This window comes from Nitrosomonas sp. (genome assembly GCF_021731985.1).
In the GTDB taxonomy this organism is placed as follows: domain Bacteria; phylum Pseudomonadota; class Gammaproteobacteria; order Burkholderiales; family Nitrosomonadaceae; genus Nitrosomonas.
The window spans coordinates 1-19,966 of sequence record NZ_JAKFWH010000056.1; the positions used below are offsets into that span (position 1 = coordinate 1).

17 protein-coding genes and 1 pseudogene are annotated in these 19,966 nt (G+C 46.9%); 9 read left to right on the plus strand and 9 right to left on the minus strand.

The genetic code is table 11. The features are described 5' to 3' along the window. The 6 genes and pseudogenes from QZ942_RS06905 to QZ942_RS06930 all read left to right on the plus strand — a co-directional run. Nucleotides 1-113 (plus strand): annotated as a pseudogene (locus QZ942_RS06905) (IS5/IS1182 family transposase); the annotation flags it as partial. A 431-nt stretch (nucleotides 114-544) separates the two neighbouring features. Beyond that, nucleotides 545-2,059 (plus strand): ABC transporter permease, encoded by a 1,515-nt coding sequence (locus QZ942_RS06910; RefSeq protein WP_292994001.1) that lies wholly within the window; start codon nucleotides 545-547, stop codon nucleotides 2,057-2,059. Continuing rightward, nucleotides 2,056-4,134: an ABC transporter ATP-binding protein gene (locus tag QZ942_RS06915; protein ID WP_292994003.1), complete on the plus strand. Its 2,079-nt coding sequence runs from the start codon at nucleotides 2,056-2,058 to the stop codon at nucleotides 4,132-4,134. Before QZ942_RS06910 ends, QZ942_RS06915 begins: the two co-directional genes overlap by 4 nt. Then, on the plus strand, nucleotides 4,124-5,734 hold the full coding sequence (locus QZ942_RS06920; protein WP_292994005.1) for a peptide chain release factor 3: 1,611 nt from the start codon (nucleotides 4,124-4,126) through the stop codon (nucleotides 5,732-5,734). Before QZ942_RS06915 ends, QZ942_RS06920 begins: the two co-directional genes overlap by 11 nt. Nucleotides 5,735-5,743: 9 nt before the next feature. After that, nucleotides 5,744-6,790 (plus strand): metallophosphoesterase, encoded by a 1,047-nt coding sequence (locus QZ942_RS06925; RefSeq protein WP_292994007.1) that lies wholly within the window; start codon nucleotides 5,744-5,746, stop codon nucleotides 6,788-6,790. Between the two features lie 14 nt (nucleotides 6,791-6,804). Then, nucleotides 6,805-7,671 carry a YicC/YloC family endoribonuclease gene (locus QZ942_RS06930; RefSeq protein ID WP_292994009.1) on the plus strand — a complete coding sequence of 289 codons (867 nt, stop codon included), beginning with the start codon at nucleotides 6,805-6,807 and terminating at the stop codon, nucleotides 7,669-7,671. Nucleotides 7,672-7,784: 113 nt separating this feature from the next. On the opposite strand, the gene QZ942_RS06935 is transcribed toward QZ942_RS06930, so the two are convergent. After that, the gene (locus QZ942_RS06935) at nucleotides 7,785-8,672 is read right to left on the minus strand and encodes a porin family protein (RefSeq protein WP_292994011.1); all 888 of its coding nucleotides are present in this window, start codon (nucleotides 8,670-8,672) and stop codon (nucleotides 7,785-7,787) included. 549 nt (nucleotides 8,673-9,221) lie between these two features. Between QZ942_RS06935 and QZ942_RS06940 the strand changes: the two genes are divergently transcribed. Further along, nucleotides 9,222-10,082: an HDOD domain-containing protein gene (locus QZ942_RS06940; RefSeq protein WP_292994013.1), complete on the plus strand. Its 861-nt coding sequence runs from the start codon at nucleotides 9,222-9,224 to the stop codon at nucleotides 10,080-10,082. A gap of 25 nt (nucleotides 10,083-10,107) precedes the next feature. Here the strand turns inward: QZ942_RS06940 and ald are convergent, their stop codons facing one another. From ald to queD, 5 genes are read right to left on the minus strand one after another with little or no spacing between them, the layout of a single operon-like run. Continuing rightward, nucleotides 10,108-11,229, minus strand: coding sequence for an alanine dehydrogenase (ald, locus tag QZ942_RS06945; protein WP_292994015.1), 1,122 nt, complete (start codon nucleotides 11,227-11,229; stop codon nucleotides 10,108-10,110). Nucleotides 11,230-11,250: 21 nt separating this feature from the next. Beyond that, nucleotides 11,251-11,991 carry an SDR family oxidoreductase gene (locus QZ942_RS06950; RefSeq protein WP_292994017.1) on the minus strand — a complete coding sequence of 247 codons (741 nt, stop codon included), beginning with the start codon at nucleotides 11,989-11,991 and terminating at the stop codon, nucleotides 11,251-11,253. Between the two features lie 34 nt (nucleotides 11,992-12,025). After that, complete coding sequence (locus tag QZ942_RS06955; protein ID WP_292994019.1) at nucleotides 12,026-12,682, minus strand: ankyrin repeat domain-containing protein; 657 nt, start codon at nucleotides 12,680-12,682, stop codon at nucleotides 12,026-12,028. Further along, nucleotides 12,675-13,448 (minus strand): TatD family hydrolase, encoded by a 774-nt coding sequence (locus tag QZ942_RS06960; protein WP_292994021.1) that lies wholly within the window; start codon nucleotides 13,446-13,448, stop codon nucleotides 12,675-12,677. Before QZ942_RS06960 ends, QZ942_RS06955 begins: the two co-directional genes overlap by 8 nt. A gap of 22 nt (nucleotides 13,449-13,470) precedes the next feature. Beyond that, nucleotides 13,471-13,920, minus strand: a complete 450-nt coding sequence (gene queD, locus QZ942_RS06965) for a 6-carboxytetrahydropterin synthase QueD (protein WP_292994023.1) — start codon at nucleotides 13,918-13,920, stop codon at nucleotides 13,471-13,473. 45 nt (nucleotides 13,921-13,965) lie between these two features. Here queD and QZ942_RS06970 point away from each other — a divergent pair, with 45 nt between their 5' ends. Together QZ942_RS06970 and QZ942_RS06975 are read left to right on the plus strand one after the other, a co-directional pair. After that, a complete protein-coding gene (locus QZ942_RS06970) occupies nucleotides 13,966-14,826 on the plus strand; it encodes a radical SAM protein (RefSeq protein WP_292994025.1) in 861 nt (286 codons plus the stop codon). Nucleotides 14,827-15,193: 367 nt separating this feature from the next. Then, nucleotides 15,194-16,909, plus strand: a complete 1,716-nt coding sequence (locus tag QZ942_RS06975; RefSeq protein ID WP_292994027.1) for an alginate export family protein — start codon at nucleotides 15,194-15,196, stop codon at nucleotides 16,907-16,909. Nucleotides 16,910-17,013: 104 nt separating this feature from the next. Here the strand turns inward: QZ942_RS06975 and QZ942_RS06980 are convergent, their stop codons facing one another. From QZ942_RS06980 to QZ942_RS06990, 3 genes are all read right to left on the minus strand, one after another. After that, complete coding sequence (locus QZ942_RS06980) at nucleotides 17,014-17,094, minus strand: hypothetical protein (RefSeq protein ID WP_292994240.1); 81 nt, start codon at nucleotides 17,092-17,094, stop codon at nucleotides 17,014-17,016. 50 nt (nucleotides 17,095-17,144) lie between these two features. After that, nucleotides 17,145-18,653 carry an amidohydrolase gene (locus tag QZ942_RS06985; protein ID WP_292994029.1) on the minus strand — a complete coding sequence of 503 codons (1,509 nt, stop codon included), beginning with the start codon at nucleotides 18,651-18,653 and terminating at the stop codon, nucleotides 17,145-17,147. 407 nt (nucleotides 18,654-19,060) lie between these two features. Continuing rightward, nucleotides 19,061-19,840, minus strand: a complete 780-nt coding sequence (locus QZ942_RS06990; protein ID WP_292994031.1) for an FxDxF family PEP-CTERM protein — start codon at nucleotides 19,838-19,840, stop codon at nucleotides 19,061-19,063. Between the last annotated feature and the right edge of the window lie 126 nt (nucleotides 19,841-19,966).

Below are 19,966 nucleotides of genomic sequence, written 5' to 3' on the forward strand. Positions count from 1 at the left end.
GCTACAAGGGATTGGTCAAAAATACCGCTCAGATGTTCTCGCTGTTCGGGCTTGCCAATTTGCTGTTGGCTCGCCGGTGGCTATGCAGAACAGGCAGCCTAGTTGCGCCTTGAAAACAAGAAATGAGGGTAATAATGCAAAAAATGATGCGATTCAGGTCAAAATTGGGCAAATTATCGCAATATTACATAATCACTCGGCTTGATCTCTACTGCGCGATGAGTTATTCAGCGTTTCCCTAATATTTTTGCGCACTCGATACTATTGATGCGGCCATTAAAAAGATTTATTAGAATCTCTGTATTCCGGTCTTATTTGCTATGAAATATAGAACTGTTTAATGGCCGACTCTATAAATTGCATCAGATCAAATCGGATCGCACAGTTGCGTGAATTGATTGCCTATCCGTCACCTCAGCTTTTTATGCACTCACTCGCTCGCCCATAACGATAAACTTTCAAAAAATCACAGCATTCATTTATGATATAAGTAATCAATTGTAATTAATGCGACTTCACTGACACAGCGTCTATTTTCCCGACCATGCCCTTTAGCCCGATTATTCTGTGGACAGATGCGCTCATCTATTTATTTGTCGCTATCGTACTTATTTTTATTGGGTATGTCCGTCATCACGAGCACCTGCTGACGCCCTGGAAGCGTGTCGGGCACAGCGCCAGCGGGATGTCTGCTCTCACCATTTTGATTTTCTTCTTGGTGATTGGCTTATTGGACACTGTGCATTTTCGCCCGATCCTTGAGCATAAAACTAATGACGGGGAAAAGATCTACAGTGTTGAGGTATTGAGTCTGCTGGATATTGTGGTGACGCCGCTGCGCACCCATGTCGAAAAAACTTATTCGGCGCCGCTGGCATCGCATCTCTACGCAAAAGAAACGATTGAGCTTCCGGATGGCAAGCAAGTGCGCGCCTTCGCACGACTTGAATATGGTGGTGCGCACCTGCAAAACCCGGAAACAGAACACATCGGCGATATTATATGGCGTGGCGCAACGGGCTTGGCCTATGGCTTATTGATTTGGGGTATCGTGGTTGCGTGTTTGTGCATGCTTTTGGCGCGCCGTAACCAGCAAAGCGTCCTGCATAACTTGTCCGATGTTTGGCGCCGCACTACCGAGATTCCCTGGTATGCCATATTAATTACACTGCTAATCCTGTTGATGCTAATCGGCTGTGTATCCACACTGGCAACGCATTATCATGTTTTGGGCACAGACAAGGTTGGGCAGGATATTTTGTATCAATCACTCAAAAGTATTCGCGTCGCATTGGTTATCGGTACCTTAACCACGCTGATCATGCTGCCGTTCGCGTTGCTGCTCGGAATTATGGCGGGTTATTTCAGCGGCTGGATCGATGATGTTATCCAGTATATTTACACCACGTTGAATTCTATTCCAAGTGTTTTACTGATCGCAGCCGCCGTGTTGATGATGCAGGTGTATATCGAAACGCATCCGGAAATTTTTGAAACGATTGCCTCACGGGCAGATCTGCGTTTATTGTTCCTGTGCATCATTCTTGGGATTACCAGTTGGACCGGTTTATGCCGTCTGTTGCGCGGGGAAACAATGAAATTGCGCGAGCTGGAATATATCCAGGCAGCCCACGCATTTGGCGTCTCGCATTGGCGCATCATCAGCCGCCATATTTTGCCGAATGTCATGCACATCGTGTTGATCGCAACCGTGATGGATTTTAGCGGTCTGGTTTTGGCCGAAGCTGTTTTATCGTATGTCGGCGTCGGCGTTGATCCCTCCACAATCAGCTTCGGCACGATGATTAACGCCGCGCGTCTGGAAATGGCGCGTGAACCGATGGTTTGGTGGGCGTTGATGGCGGCATTTGGTTTCATGTTCACATTGGTACTGAGCGCCAATCTCTTTGCTGATGCGGTACAAAACGCACTTGATCCGCGCACCCGGATATTGAAACAACGAAACAGTTTTTTTCATCGTCCAGCAAAGCAAGCAGCCATTCCGCTCAATAAAACCCCGGAAACTACCACGCCGTCAGGATCGTCTCAGAATCCATGAAAACCTTACTGGACATAGAAAATCTTCAGACTCTGCTGCACACCGGTAAGGCACCCGTGCGTGCAGTCGATGGGTTAACGCTGAAAATTTCACAAGGTGAAACCTTTGCCTTATTGGGTGAATCCGGATGCGGCAAATCGATGACAGCACTGTCGATTATGCGTTTGCTGCCCGATGCCGGTGAAACTGTTGCCGGCCAGATCAAAATTGATGGCACAGATGTGCTGCAATTACCCGAAACCGAAATGCGCAAAATCCGTGGAAAGCGCATCAGCATGATTTTTCAGGAACCGATGCTGAGCCTGAACCCGGTTATGACCATCGCCGAGCAAATTGATGAAGTGTTGACGCAGCATCTCAACCTGCCCCGGCAAGCCGCGCAACTGCGCATTCAAGAATTGCTGGAACAAGTGGGCATACCGGATGCGCCGCGCCGCATGCATGAATACCCGTTTCAGTTTTCCGGCGGCATGAAACAACGCGCCATGATTGCGATGGCGCTTGCCGGAGAACCTGAATTGCTCATTGCGGATGAACCGACGACTGCGCTGGATGTCACCATACAAGCACAGGTGCTGGATTTGATGCGGCAGATCCAGCAACGCAAAAACATGGCGATTTTGCTGATTACCCATGACTTGGGGGTGGTGGCCGAAATGGCGCAGCGCGTCGCGGTCATGTATGCGGGAGAAATCGTCGAGCTAGCAACCCGGGATGATTTCTTTAATCAGCCCGCTCACCCGTATTCACAGCAATTATTTGCCTCCTTGCCCGGAAAACAAAAACGCGATCAAGCATTAGCCGTCATCAATGGCAATGTGCCGCCCTTATCGCAACAGTTTGCAGGTTGCCGTTTCGTCGACCGCTGCAATCAAGCGCTGGCGCTGTGTCATGACACCATCCCAGAGTGGCATCCGGTCTCCGGTCAGCATCAGGTTCGCTGTCATTTATATAACAAAGATTCCGTGCATGTTTCCAGCAACCCGATGATTGACAGCTCAACCCGGAATGCTGCAAACATCGCACAAACAGCACCCGCGTCAACAACCTCTCTCTTATTACAGGTAACCGGTCTCAAAGTACATTTCCCGATCCGCAAAGGACTATTCAAACGCGTGGCCGGTCATGTCAAAGCAGTCGACGGGGTGTCGCTGAAAATTGCTGCCGGTAAAACTTTGGCGCTCGTTGGTGAATCCGGCTGCGGTAAAACAACGATCGGCAAAAGCATTTTGCAATTGATTCAACCCACTGCCGGTAGCGTACGCTTCAACGATCAGGAATTGGTCGTGCTAGGCAGAAGCCAATTGCGGCAAATTCGTTCGCAGTTTCAAATCATTTTTCAAGACCCCTATTCTTCGCTGAATCCGCGCATGCGAATTACTGAAATACTGCAAGAAGGTATGAATGCGTTGCATGTCGGAAAAATTAATCACACGGACGCCAATAACCAATCACCCGCTCCTTCCAGAGAAAAAGAAATTGATGCGTTATTGCAGCGCGTTGGATTGCCCGCTGATGTAAAATGGCGATTTCCACATGAATTTTCCGGTGGTCAGCGGCAACGTATCGCGATTGCCCGCGCTTTGGCTGTTAACCCCAAACTGTTAATTTGTGATGAGCCGACCAGCGCTCTGGACGTATCCGTTCAGGCGCAAATTTTAAACTTGCTCAAATCGCTGCAGAATAACTTAGGACTTGCATTTTTGTTTATTACCCACAATATCGCTGTCGTAGAATATTTGGCTGATGAGGTTGCTGTGATGTATCTGGGAAGGATCGTTGAACATGGGCACATTGATGAGGTAATCGGCTGCCCCAAGCACCCTTACACTCAGGCACTGCTGTCGTCTGTACCGCAGATCCAATCCGATCCTGACCGGCAAATTATCCATTTAAAAGGCGATTTACCATCACCAGCTTCACCGCCTGCCGGTTGTCATTTTCATCCACGTTGCCCTAAAGCTATGCCCATTTGCCGAGAATCCTACCCGCCCGTCAGTGCATTCAGTACAACGCACACTGCCCATTGTTTTCTTTATCCACAGGAACAAGGTTCTGAAAATTATGAGCATTAATAATGAAGTGGCGCGCCGCCGCACTTTCGCCATTATTTCACACCCGGATGCGGGCAAAACCACGCTGACCGAGAAACTCCTGATGTACGCCGGAGCTATTCATATTGCCGGTAGCGTTAAAGCACGCAAAGCCAGCCGGCATGCGACTTCGGATTGGATGGAAATTGAAAAGCAACGCGGCATTTCGGTCGCCAGCTCGGTCATGCAAATGGAATATCGCGATTGCGTCATCAATCTGCTGGATACGCCCGGCCACCAGGATTTCTCGGAAGATACCTATCGCGTACTCACCGCAGTGGATGCCGCGCTGATGGTGATCGATGCCGCCAATGGCGTGGAAGCACAAACCTTGCGCTTGCTGGAAGTTTGCCGCGCACGCAACACGCCGATTGTTACTTTTGTAAATAAAATGGATCGGGAAGTCCGCGAACCGCTCGATCTGATTGACGAAATTGAACGCACACTCGGGATGTCTACGATACCTTTTACCTGGCCGGTCGGCATGGGGCGCAACTTCCGCGGGGTATGCGACCTGCAAAACAATTGTATGCGTTTATTCCAGCCCGGAGCGGATCGGATCGGCAATGAAGAGGAAGTGATCACGAATTTTGATGACCCGAAAATGCATGAACGCTTTGGCACCGATCTGTCCACCGCATTGCAAGCCATGGATTTAATCAAAGGCGCCTCACCGGCTTTCGATCACAAAGAATTCCTTGCCGGCAAACAAACGCCGGTTTTCTTCGGTTCCGCGATTAATAACTTTGGTGTCCGGGAAATTCTCGATGCTCTGGTCGATCTGGCACCGCCGCCAGAATCTCGTAATGCCATTCAGCGTGAGGTGCTACCGGATGAAAAGAAATTCTCCGGTATGGTGTTCAAGATTCAAGCCAATATGAATCTGGCGCACCGCGACCGCATTGCATTCGTGCGGGTTTGTTCCGGACATTTCAAACGCGGCATGAACTTAAAAGTCGCACGCAGCGGCAAAGATATCCGCACCAGTACGGTGGTATCCTTTTTATCCCAGCGCCGCGATATTCTTGAAGAAGCGTATCCCGGCGACATCATCGGCATACCCAATCACGGCACGCTGCAATTGGGCGATACCTTAACCGAAGGCGAAATTTTACAATTTACCGGATTGCCTTTTTTTGCACCGGAAATTTTTCGCACCGTGGAAATTGCCGATCCGCTGCGCAGCAAACAACTGAAATTAGGCCTGGCCCAATTGGGTGAAGAAGGCGCTATTCAAGTATTCCGGCCGCTCTTGGGCAATATGTTGTTACTCGGTGCTGTCGGTACATTGCAGTTTGAAGTGGTGACACACCGCCTGCAACATGAATACGGCGTGGCTGCTCGTATTGCATCGGCCAAATATCAGTTAGCCCGCTGGGTTACCTGCGATGATCCACGCGAATTGCAGCGGTTTATTGAAGCGAATTCACATCGTATCGCCTACGATGCGGTGGATGCACCGACCTTTCTGGCATCTTTCGGTGCGGAATTAAGCGTTGCGCAAGATAACTGGCCTGCCATTCGTTTTCATAAATTACGCGAACATGCCGGTTTGGTTTTTCAGAGCCATATGAATGGATAATGACAAAACATGGTGAAATGGACACGGCTTTTTATATTACTGATCCTTCTAACTTCCTCGGCACTGGCCGGTGATGTAACTCATTCCACTGCTGAAAAATCAACCCGGTTTGTTGTCATCGGCGACATGCCCTACACCGATACGGAATCTGCTCTGCTGGAACATCCCGATGGCGAAATCGCCAAAGCCATTAAAGCACTCAATCCCCCGGTACTAATCCACCTGGGAGATTTTAAGAGAGGCCGGTTAAGCTGCACCGATGAATTGTATACAGACAATTACCGGCAAATCGCACATCTCAATCCGCATAAAACAGTTTATACCCCCGGCGATAACGATTGGACGGATTGTGACCGGTTCAACATGTCGGCGCGCTACGACGAATTGGAGCGGCTCGACACTTTACGTCAGATTTTCTTTCACCAGGATCAGTATCAATTAGCGAGAGATATTCCAGGCCTTATCCGGCAGGAAGGTTTTATTGAAAACGCCCTGTGGAAAATTGGCCCAGTCGTTTTCGCGACACTGCATATTCCCGGCACCAATAATGGCAGAAATGAAATTCTTCGCAGCAACATCGAAGAGGCATTGAATGCAGCCGATTATCGTGACCAATCCAATGAGAAATGGTTACAGCAATTATTTGAAGCGGCAGAATCCGCACAAGCGGTGGTGATTGCTTTCCAGGCGGATCTATTTGACTTCGATCATGACAAGCCTGCCTGCTCGACCGAGAATCGGACTGAATGCGATGGCTACCGGATGCTGCGTGATTTGATCAAAAGCAACGCAATACAATTCAAAAAACCGATTCTGGTGATTCACGGCGACACGCAAGCATATTGCCTGCATCAACCGTATACCGGGATTCCCAATCTTTGGCGGCTCAATGCTCCCGGTGATTTCAAATACATCGATGCCAGCCAAGTCCTGTTTGATCCGGATAACAAAGCCATGCCTTTTACGGCAACCGGCTTACTCGACCAGAAACCGGCCCCAGCAGTTTGTAACGATAGTTTTTTCGGAATATCCATTCCATCACCACTCTTGAAGTAGGAAGTTTTTCTATCATGATTTTCAGCATGACTGGCTACGCCATCGCAACCCAGGAAACACCCATTGGATCTTTCAGTCTGGAAATACGCTCTGTCAATAACCGGTATCTGGATGTCCAGTTCCGTTTGCCGGACGACTTTCGCAAACAAGAACCGGCGATGCGGGAACTGCTGGCTGCCCAACTCAGCCGCGGCAAAGTCGAATGCCGCCTGAATTTTTCCCCTTCCACGCAAACTGAAAATGATCAGCAACTGGATAGCGCATTATTAGAAAAGCTTTTGCTATTGCAACGTACGATCAAAACACACCACCCTGCCGCGCCATCGTTAACGATAGCGGAGATCTTGAAATGGCCAGGCATGCTGGGAAACGACCATTCCCGCGTGGAGGAATCCGGCGAAATGGGCATGACGTTACTACAAAGCGCGCTGGAAGACTTAAAAGCCGCCCGGATACGCGAAGGCAACAAGCTTAAAGCTATTTTACTGGAACGCCTTAACCAAATCCGCCAGCTCCTGATCGCCGCATCTCCGCGTATTCCCACACTGATTGCCGCATTTGAAGAAAAACTGCGCACCCGCTTGGAAGAAATTCTCGGCACTCAGGAGGATGACCGCATCCACCAGGAAATCTCCCTATTTGCCGGAAAAATTGATGTGGATGAAGAACTCTCCCGCCTGCAAGCGCATCTGGATGAAGTGGAACGTATCCTGAATAAAGGCGGCTCCGTTGGCAAACGGCTCGATTTCATGATGCAGGAATTGCACCGCGAAGCCAATACCATCGGCTCAAAATCGGTGGATCTGGAAATATCCCGGATTTCGATGGAATTGAAGGTAATTATCGAACAGATGCGGGAACAGGTTCAGAATATTGAATAATGCGAATTCACAGTTGATGCCAGGCAAGAACGAATGAATAAGAACATTACTTTGATCTAACCAAATAAATCTTGGATGGAGGACGCGCCTCGTGCATCCTCCATAGATTAAAACTAGAAACCAATACCCATGTACCCCCCAGCTGTCAAGCCATCGACGTCAATGCCGTCTTTCTTTCCCCCTGTAATGTGATAGCGCGCATCAACACCGGCATAGAAATCTTTCCATATTCGATAATCCACTCCTCCACCAAACACGACGCCTGGAATAAAGAATGAGGCTGACTCTCCGGGAGGGCTAATGATGTGCATACCGAAACCGGCAGGAATGATCCAAGGTCTCAATCGAGAGCCTTCCATAAATTTTATTTTTGGCGACGCGTAGATGGATAGTTGACTGACCGTGACACTGTGCGGATTTTGTATGCCACCCACTAATTGACTCGGTATATTGGCCAGTGCATTGCCTTGTACATGCGACGAGAATTGTTTGTATTCGAACATCAGTTCTGCCAGGACATTTGTTTTAGATGCCAAGCCCCAAGCATTCCTGGTTAAATTCCAATCAAAACCGGCGCCAAAATACCAAGCATTTTTGTCAGGCCGATCCTGTGCACCAGCGGGAACAACATCACTATGAAACACAAGGCCATCGCGATGTTGCGAGCTATGCGCAAAACCACCGCGGAAGAATACCATATTGCCTTTACGGCCCCCTTGCTCTTCTTCGGCCAGATTTTCTTTCTCTTTCTGTTGAATATGTTCAATCTTCTGAGTTACTTGACTAGATTCTGTGCGTACTTTTTCCAATTCACTTTGCAACGCTTGCATACCATTTTGCATCGCTTGCATGCCGTTCTGCATTGTCTGTAAGCGTTCTTCTAATTCTTTGATCCGTTTGGCGGCTGCATCGTGTGCAAAAACCTGAGGTGTTACAGCGATACCAAAAATAATCACAGAAATACGCAAAATGACATTCACTTCATCAAAAATCTTTTTCATTCAAATTCCCTTTCAGTATGTAAGAACAAATATTTTTCCAATCAAATATCTCTGACCATTTTCAGCATCCCGAGGGTTTTGAGATACTCCGAGATTTCTCAGAGAAACTAAATCGCGCTAATTTCTGACTGGGCTGGCAATATAAAGCCTGAAGTGTTAATTATTTGTTAACAAGAAAACAACACCAGTTGGACGCAACCCAATCACTGGAGATTTTCTTGAATAAGCTGATAGATGCAGGTAATGTAATAATCTGAGGCGTTACGTCAGGTACTTTTCATTCGAAGGAATGCAAAGCCCGCGTAGGGTGCAATGCGCTTTGCTTATTGGCACCCTACAAAACCTTATTCCCATGTATATCCCAACCGATAGAGAACCCATACATCCCGGCAAAATGTTTCGTGCTGAATTCTTGGAACCGATAGGCATCAGTCAACCTTACAAAAAGACCTAGATTGTCGGCTCTATTATTTCAATGACGAAGCAACGCAGCAGGGTAAAATTTTTAATGGAAAAATCCTAGATTGGTTTAAAGCAACGGGGGTGTTGATGGAAAAACGAGTGTTATTAAGTGCGCTGGCTGATGAAGTCGAGCGAGGAAAATTATTCTTTCCCACTTCGGCGACGGCCACCCTCCAAATCAAAAAAATGCTTGAAGACACGGATTGCGATCTCGATGCTGTGACTCGGCTGATACAGGCCGATCCCCTCTTATCAGTAAAGATCGTGGCGGTCGCCAATTCTGTCGTTTTTAATCGTTCCGGGAAAAAGATTACCAGTGTGAGTTCAGCGGTCACCCTTTTAGGGCTTCGTACCGTTCGAAATTTAGCGATGGCTGTGATTACGCAGCAACTTGCGGGAACGCAATCAAAAAGCGAATTGGTCGCTCAGTTATGGAAACATTCAGCCCATGTAGCTGCACTCGCTCAGGTGATTGCCCGTAAAATTTCCCATCAGGATCCTGATACCGCAATGTTTGCTGGAATCATCCATGAAATTAGCTGGTTCTACTTGTTATCGCGTGAAAAAGCCTATCCGGGTTTGATTGATGGAAACATCGCCAATTCATGGGTTAGCGATGACGATTTAGACGAGGATGACGAGCTTGCGTGTGAAATAAAGATTAGCACAGCTATTCTCAATGCGCTTTCAGTACCGGAACCTGTTGCTGATGCCATTGCGCATCTCTGGCAGGGTTCTTTAATTTTTCCACCCGCTACGCTGGGAGACACACTGCTGCTTGCTGATCAACTTGCACCGGTAAAATCGCCTTTTGCTCCGGCACTGACTCAAGCGAGGGATGATTTCTTAACTAAGCTTGATCGATTAGCCAATCAACAAGCACTGGACGCTATCCTTGCAGAATCGGAAGAAGAAGTTAAATCACTAACCGCTGCGTTGTGTGCTTAAAACTTGGAACTACGCAGGTAGTTTTTCAACGAGCTGCTAATAGCTCCAGCGCAGGCATATACACCAAACCCAAATCACGCGCCACCGCTTCATGCGTTAACCGCCCACGATAAACATTCAGGCCGTTGCGCAAGTGCGGATCATCTGTCAGCGCTTTGTGATAGCCTTTATTGGCCAGTGCCAAAACAAACGGTAAGGTTGCGTTATTCAACGCAAAAGTAGAAGTCCGCGCGACTGCGCCGGGCATGTTGGAAACGCAATAATGCACCACGCCGTCCACGGTAAAAATAGGATCGGCGAGAGAGGTGGGCCTGGAAGTAGCAAAGCAACCACCTTGGTCAATCGCGACATCGACCAGCACAGCACCGCGATTCATACGGCTGACCAGCTCACGGCTGACCAATTTTGGCGCTGCTCCTCCCGGAACCAGCACAGCGCCGATGACCAAATCCGCTGTGGCCACGTACTCTTCCACGGCATCCACCGTCGAGAAAACGGTGTTAATTCTTGAGCCGTACTGAAAATCCAGTTGCTGTAACCGGTGAATGGATTTATCCAGCACAGTCACATGGGCTTCTACGCCCATTGCGACGCGGGCAGCATTGGTGCCGACAACACCACCGCCAATGACCACAACACGGGCGGCAGGCACGCCGGATACACCGCCGAGCAGCATACCGCGACCGCCCTGATCCAACTCCAACGCATGTGCGCCCGCCTGAATCGCCATGCGGCCAGCCACTTCACTCATCGGTGCGAGTAACGGCAAACTGCCGAAGCTGTCGGTGACCGTTTCATAGGCTATGGCGATACACCCTGAATCGATTAAACCTTTAGTTTGTGTAGGATCGGGCGCCAAATGTAGATAAGTGAATAACACCTGCCCTTCGCGCAATAATGGAATCTCGGATGGCTGCGGTTCTTTAACTTTGACAATCAAGTCGGCTTTGGCGTATATCTCCTGCGGTGTCTCCACAATCTCTGCGCCAGCACTCAGATATTTGTCATCGCTTAAATCAATCTGGAATCCAGCATTCTTCTGAACCATCACTTGATGGCCATTCGCACTCAGCTCACGCACCGCCGTTGGCGTCAAACCCACACGGGATTCATGAATTTTAATTTCCTTAGGCACCCCGATACGCATTTGACCCTCCATTCCTATCCATTAAATAATTCCGCCATTGATGCCAATATCCTGTCCCGTGATCCAGCGGGCTTCGTCACTGACCAGAAACAACACAACCTGGGCGATATCATCCGGTTTGCCAAGCCTTCCCAGCGCAGCCATCGCCGCCATGCGTTCGATATCCGCTACGGTTTTTCCTGCGCGGAATAGTTCCGTATCGACCGGACCCGGCGAAACGGTATTGGCCGTAATGCCTCTTTTTCCCGCCTCGCGGGCGAAAATTCGCGTCATTTGCTCGACGGCGGCTTTAGTTGCAGCATACGCGCCGTATTTCGGCAGCATCAGGCGCGTCACCGTACTCGAAATATTCACCACGCGCCCATGGTCTGCGAGTCTTGTGCCCGCTTCGCGCAGTGTATAAAAAACGCTCTTGATATTGACATCAACGATACGGTCGAACTCATCATCTCGGATTTCGGCTATTTCCTTAAACAGCAGTATTCCGGCGTTATTCACGAGGATATCGATTTGCTTAAAATGTTCGAAAGTCGCATCAAATAGTTTTCGTACTTCATCCGAATTACTCACATCGGCTTGCACCGCCACGCATTCACCACCAGCACTTGTAATTGCCGCGCATACCTCGTCGGCAGCCGACTCATTTTGTAGATAATTGATGACAACTTTAACCCCGGCGTTAGCTAAAGTAAGCGCGATTTCCGCACCGATTCCCCTCGATGAGCCAGTAACTATGGCGACTTTTCCATGCAGTAACTTCATGAGCGGTGCACAATAACTTTATCGGGCAAAAGATTTACTTTGATAAACCATGGCTCTTCAGTAATTTTGCGATAGCTTGGTGATCTCTTTTTTCCGCCCAATTCAGCGCATTGTCACCCTGCTCATTTTTGATACCGGGATCTGCGCCATTGTGAAGTAATAATGAAACTGCATCCAAATGATTCCCTCTCACCGCCATCATCAATGCAGTAGTTCCATTATCTGAAGTCGCGTTAATATCAGCTTCCGCATTCAAAAGTAATCGAATCGTATCCACATGCCCGCCTGAAGCAGCATAAAGTAAAGGATTCCACCCACTGTGATTAATCTCCGCTCCTTTGATATAGAACTGCTTCACCATTTCAGTTTGACCTTGATAGCTGGCCAACATAATGGCTGTTTCGCCCAGTTTGTTGCGGATATTGAGTTTCGCACCGGCATCGATCAGAAGCTGTGCCAATTTCAGATTACCGGTCTTTGCTGCAACCATGAGCGGCGTGTACCCTTCTGCATTCAGAACATCAGGGTTAGCGCCTTTTTTAATTAATTCGGATGCTTGAGATAAATTATCTTTGTCGACAGCCCAGAAAAAATCATCTTGCACACCAGCAATACTGTTTATCGGTAAGAAGAAAACAATTGCTGCAATTAAAACAGATAAGAATCGCGAATTAGCAGGCATGTCATCCATTTCTGTTCACTTTAAATAAGTTAAAAAAATTATCAGTGGTTGCAACTGCAATTTCCTCTATAGTCACGGCGCGCAATTGGGCTATCTCTTCTGCCACATGACGCACAAATGCGGGCTGGTTCAGCTTGCCACGAAAAGGAACCGGCGCAAGATAGGGTGAGTCTGTCTCAATCAGCATTCTATTTAATTGAATATTCTTAGCGACTTCTTTTAATGCCACGGCATTTTTGAATGTCACGATGCCCGAGAATGAAATATAAAAATTCATTGCTATCGCTTGTTGCGCAACTTCCCAGCTTTCAGTAAAGCAATGCATCACACCCCCCACTTCATCAGCCCCCTCTTCTTGCATAATCCGTAACGTATCCGCAGCGGCAGAACGCGTATGAACGATCAAAGGTTTATTCGCTTTGCGTGCTGCGCGGATGTGCTGGCGGAAGCGCTTTCGTTGCCATTCCAAATCTCCAGTCAGACGAAAATAATCCAGGCCAGTCTCACCAATGGCAATGACCTTGGGATGGTTGGCGAGATCCGCTAATTCATCAGCTTCCGGTTCTATCTGATCTTCATAATCCGGATGAACTCCAACAGAGGCAAATAAGTTTTCATGTGCTTCGGCTAATGCCCGTACACGAGGGAAATGCGGCAAATTAACACTCACGCACAGTGCGTGAGTCACTTGATTTTCCTGCATTCTAAGCAACAATTCATCCAAATTTGCTGCAAGATCAGGAAAATCGAGATGACAATGCGAATCAATGAACATATATTAGGAGATCTTCAAGAAGTTAATGTGTCCCACGCAATGCATCAGCCCAGCAATTAGGCGTTTCAAACAATCGCACCTGCTCTAATTGAAGATGATTGCCATAGATATCCTGGTAAGCTTCATCTAAAATATCAAAAGCAATGAGCGCCAGATTCTCAGCTGTTGGTTGTACATTCAGCACAACCGTTTTGTGACCTTCGAGTGATTGTAAAAATTGCAATACCACCGTGTCACCGGAATAAACCAGAAATGCATGATCCCATTGATCAACTAGCACGGATTTGGCAATGCGCTTCACTTCTGAGAAATCCATGACCATGCCTTGCTCAGCAACGCCTTCGTCGGCGATAATGTTACCCGATAGGGTGATTTCGATCATATAGCGATGACCATGCAAATGACGGCACTGGCTGTTGTGCGTCGAAATGCGATGGCCCGCATCAAATTCCAGCTTGCGTGTGATTAACATACGTACAATTTTAATAGCGCGAAATAAATATGTGGAATTGTAACATTGCAATCCGATTCTAAACGATTGAATACGACTGATCACAGTCGTGATAGCGCTGGGCTTACTTATGTTTATCCGGTGATATCACGGCGTGCGGGCGGTGTTTCAATCGGCATCAATCTGAATCCGAATAATGCATGTAACTGGCGCTGTGTTTATTGTCAGGTGCCGGATCTTAAACGGGGTTCGGCACCACGCATTGACCTAAATAAATTAGAAAGTGAATTACGGTCTTTCCTACATGAATTAGTGGATGGCGATTTCATGCAAAAGCATGTGCCGCCGGGAGCCAAAAAAATTCACGATATTGCCATATCGGGCAATGGTGAGCCTACCAGTGCGAAAGAATTTGAACCAGTCATCGAGTTGATCGGCAGCATCCTGAAGGATTTTAATGCGCTAAAAGATTTGAAGCTGGTGTTGATTACAAATGGCAGCTTAATTTATCGGCAATCGGTACAAGCGGGACTAAAACGGATGGCTCAGCTCAATGGGGAGGTTTGGTTTAAGTTTGATCGCGTACTCGCTGAAGAAAGGCTGCGCATCAATAATACAAGAATCAGTTTAAAGAAAATTCATCATCACCTACAAATTGCTACCCCGCTCTGCCCCACCTGGCTACAGACCTGCGTGTTCCAAATCAATGGAAAACCACCTAGCGAACAGGAAACTAATGCTTATCTTAAGTTTATCTCGAGTCTAAAAGATGAAGGGTTATCCCTCAAAGGCGTCTTATTGTACGGAATCGCGCGCCCATCTTTACAACCTGAAGCGGCACAATTATCCCAAGTGACTGAATCATGGTTAATTGCATATGGTGAAAAAATTAAAGCACTCGGTTTGGCTGTTAAACTGAATCCATAAGCATTTCATTCAAACTGTTGTTCACATTCCCCGCAATCAGCAATAAAAATTTCTCTGTCACTATTTTACAACACAGTATATTTTCTTGATATTGATCAATACCGATCATTTATATAACTGATATTTATTACATTTGGCTATAACTCATTAAAGAATTAGATTTTTATCAGAATAAATACTGACAAAGGTGGCAAATAGGAGGTTTAAGCTAAATTGTTATCGCTTATAATGCGAGCCTAGATTATTTAAGAAAACAATGTCCTACCTTAAGAAGTGTTTTGCTGAGAGAAAGTAAGCTGAAAACCTTTTTTCATACAGCATGACTCTCGAATCACAACGTTAACGTTCATACAACAGGAGTTCCGTAATGAATTCATCAAGCATTTTTCCTTTTTCAGCAAAGTTTTTCGCTGAATTAAAAGTGCATTGGGTAAAAAGCTCGCAGCAATGGCTATTTAAAGTTGGCTTATGCTGCTTGGGAATGACGTGCCTGGCTTTTCAGGTACAGGCACAAACACAGACGCAGGCTCCGGCTCCGGCAAATACAAATCCACCGGCAGCAACAACCACTGCAGCTGCTCCAGCTGGAACCAGTGCACCCAGTGGGGACTATGACAGGTCAAAAGTTCCGCCCGTCACACCAATGCCGCGCCCTGGTTCATTTATTATGCCCCCAACCAGTCCCGGCTATTATTCACTCTGGGAAATGATCAACGGCAACAAGCGTGAGAAACCTCCTGTTGCCCCTTATGCGCCATTTGCACTGCTACCGACATCAGCATACGACATTGATTTTCGGTATCTGGATACAGCAGGGTATGAAAAAGATTTCTTTGATCCAATCAAGAGAATGGATCTCGGCAACGACTGGTTGCTTTCTTTAGGTGGTAATTTCTGGTACCGCTACACGCATGAGACGGATAGCCGTTTAAATGCAGCCGGTACAAATAATGACTTCCATATGTTACGTACGCGATTCCACGCGGACTTATGGTACAAAGACAAAGTGCGTTTATTTGCAGAAGGTATCGATGCGCGTGCTTTCGGCTCTGAATTACCGCCACTCGTAACGGATAGAAATCATGCAGACATACTCAATCTGTTTACCGATATCAAGGTCGCCAGTGTTAATAATGGGCCGGTTTATGTGCGTGTAGGACGGCAAGAATTATTATACGGCTCGCAAAGATTGGTTTCTACTTTGGATTGGGTGAATACACGAAGAACTTTCCAAGGTGTAAAAGCCTTCTGGCGCACACCGGGGTGGGATGTTGATGCATTCTGGATGCGTCCAATGGTTATCGAAAAAGGCAATGTTGATAATTGGGATACACAGCAAAACTTTTATGGGCTTTGGGCCACTCACCGGCCTAAACCCGGTCACTTAATTGATCTCTATTTCCTTAGCCTGGATAACAACCGCAATCTTAGTTCAGCCAATGTGTTAGCGGGTAATATTCTGCAAGGAAACTCAAACCTCCATACCTTGGGTGGTCGATTTGTTGGAAATATCGACAGTTTCTTGTATGAACTGGAAGGTATGTATCAGTTTGGTCAACGGTCCAATCTGGATGTTTCCGCCTTTGCAGTAGCGAGCGGTGTGGGTTATCGTTTACCCTTACCGATGAATCCACAAGCCTGGATACGCTATGATTTTGCATCCGGTGATAGTAAGTCCAATGATGGCAGAAGCAATACATTTAATCAGCTCTTTCCTTTTGGCCATTACTATATGGGCTTCCTGGATCGTGTAGGGCGTCAAAATATCCATGACATCAATGCACAATTTACCTTACACCCAATGCCATGGTTTACGTTTATTACCCAGTACCATAGATTCTATCTGGCAAATAATACTGATTATTTATATAACGCTTCTGGTTTAGCCACCATGAGAGATCCAACGGGCCAATCAGGCAGTCATGTCGGAGATGAAATAGATTTTCGTGCAAACTTCCATGTCAGCCGTCATCAAGATGTATTGGTTGGTTATTCAAAGCTGTTTAGTGGCAATTATCTAGAGAAACAACGGCCAGGAATCTCCGCCGACCTTTTCTATGTTCAATACAATATTCGATTCTAAGCACTATTAATTGAAACAACAACGGCATCCACTTGGATGCCGTTGTTGTTTCAGGGACTCCAATCAGAAAGCAATCCCGATGGATTTAAATGCGATGCGCTTATTTATCCGGCAACCACGTTGGATTTCTCGCGGCTTCGATTGCTAAAGCACCTGCCGACTAAACCCAAACCAGCCAGCAACATCGCCCAAGTTTCGGGTTCGGGTACTCTTTATCTCTACTTCGTTCTAATGACTAATTACATTCGGATACCGGCAGCCAATTAACCAACAAACCCTGGTCGTGCAGTTGGCCATCATCTTCATTCATGTAATACAGATGATGGTCTGCCGAGGAAACACCTAAATAAGCTTTAGTACCCGGATAGTGGCGGTAGCTGTAAACCCCGGAAATTTTTGTGGTTGCGCCCGAGGGTGCCAAAGCCCCGGAATATTTACCTTCAGCCCAATTAAAGAAACAATTGATCTCTGCTTCGGAAGAGTGGCTGATAAATTTATTGACGACTGCGCGTCCGCCAGACAAAACCAAGTCCGGATATTCCAGTATTTTGAATTTCTCAAATGGATTTCCTCGAACTGCAATAATGTCAGCCGGTGCTCCGGGGGTTAACGTACCAAGCCCGGGTATACCTAAATCCTCACCAGATTTAGAGGTTACAGCTTTAAGAATATTGACGACATCGGTGAAATCAATTGTTTCACCGCTGAGCGCATGGAGCATCGTGTGCAGTTCCTGGCCATTAATCCCCCAAGGCACATCATCATGGGCTATTTCAGAACCGTAAACAACTTTAGCGCCTTTCATACCAAGACTAACTGCATTGGCAAACATATGCTCGCATGTCGAATGCGTATCAAGCGTGGTAACAACTGTAACCCCTTCATCCTTGATTCGTTGCAATAATACATCACTGATTTCAGCACATGGCATATGCACCAGCTCATCAACATTTGAATCCAGTGCACGAGTCAAACCAGCTTCCTCGCCTACAAAAGCCAATACCCTTTTTCCAAGTGAATGCGCTTTAGTCACGATAGCCTGCGTTATTTCTACAGATAACATCGGCCACGGGGTAGCCGGAATCGGATTGCCATGAGTCATCCAATGTCTACCTGGTTCACCACCGGGCTCCAGAGAAATAACAATAGCGGATGCACCGCCAGTTACCAATTCCTGCACGACTGTTTCGGCCTCGGTTACTGATGAAACAGTGATTCCAATTTTGTCAAAGCCGCTATCACCACCGAAAATATTGAGCGGATAACCATTAACCGCTTGAATAATAGGTCCTGCGCTCAATAATCGCAATGTACCTTGACCACCCTCAGTAGGCATTAATGGCCCCCCGACATCCTGAGCTGTAGTTATACCGTTTTCCAATACGATTTTTTTATTAACGCTCTGGAAGGTAATATGACCATGTCGCTCGATAAAGCCAGGCAAAATTGTTGAATCACCCAAATTAGTCTGATTGGCACATAAGCCGCTTAACTCAGTCAAAGTACCTACCTGCTTAATTTTGTCTGCTTCAATGAGTACCGCCATATTTTCTTGTGGAAAATTAATGCCATCAAACAACCGAGCTGCTGCCAATATTTGGCAATCTGGCAATCCTGGCACGCCAGTAGTTGATCCCGAGTGATCTTCGCCTTCGTGGGCAAAGGCACTAAAACTAATTCCTTGCCATAAGATCAGTAAAATCAGTAGATTTTTTTTGTTAAAGCTGTAGTTTCTGTTTTTCATTTTTTCAATTGATATCCATTAGAGTTAACTACTTTGTTCCGGCTGTTAATTCCATTTTTAATTAGATGGCCATAGTAAACCTTACCTATATACAGTCAGTACCTTATGCACTTTATTTGCTCACATTCGTAGTAGCATTGCATGATAGAGACGGGCAATTACTCTGAGAATGTGACAAATTGTCACACCTTGGAAAAACTAAAAGGAAGGGGGAAAATCATTACAATTGCAATCGTTTCCAGTGCGGCGGAACGTGTGTTAAAGAAAGATCGAGGATTAGTATTTTCTTAAGCGATAAGCATTGTAGAAAGGGAGTCTTGTATCAGGCATAGGAGATAAATAGCGCAATACAAGACCCCGCTCTTGCAAGTAAACCGAGAGCTGTTTTACAGAATTAACTGTTCAGACTAAACACTGCGGCGTCTGGCGCTGAAACCCAACAAACCCAATCCTGCCAGCAACATTGCGTAGGTTTCTGGTTCCGGCACTACAGACACCACACCCGTTAAGCCATATGCAGGCCGAGGATCAACACTTTGACTGAAATAATCCGTACCGCCCACAAATATCGAGTAATCGCCCGCTGTCAAATGAAAGACTTGCGAGACCATGTGATCCGCTAAACCATCCGCACCGGGGATAACGCCGCTACCGTAGTCGATATTGCTGCCGTCATAGGCGGAACCGATGAAGGTAAATACGCTTGCAGGATCATTGTTATCGTTGGTGATGCTCCAATCGGTCAATGCTCTGAATGAACCTTCGGTCAAGCCAATACCGCCTACCGCATCGCGGATAGCAATGGATCCCGCAGCAAAGTCATGATCCGCAGCAAACGGAGAAATATGGGCGAGCCCGCGGTAAAGAGAAAAACCGGGGTTAGTGTCGCCAAGCACAGTAGCGCCACTCGAATTAACAAAAGATTGGCCACTGAATGTAATCCTCACATCTGCATCACCTGTCAAATGAAAATCGTATGCCCTCACTCTGTGAGAATCACCCCAATCGGCATCCGTGCCATCAATCCAACCAAAATTACCGGTAAATGACTGATTTGTAATTGTGCTCGTTGCCCCCGGCGCGCCAGTGAAAGTACCAAAATCACGGCCACCGTAGCCGATATGTGCCATGGCCGGCAGCGAAGTCATGCCAACGAGCAGCAGTGCATATTTGAATGTGTTTTTCATGAAAGACCTATTAAATAAAATTATTATAGAAATAGCGCAAAAGAATTTTGCGCCTTACGTGATAGAGCGCATTAATTGCCTCCAGCACAACAGTATTATTTCTCTGAATGCACAATGAGTCAATGC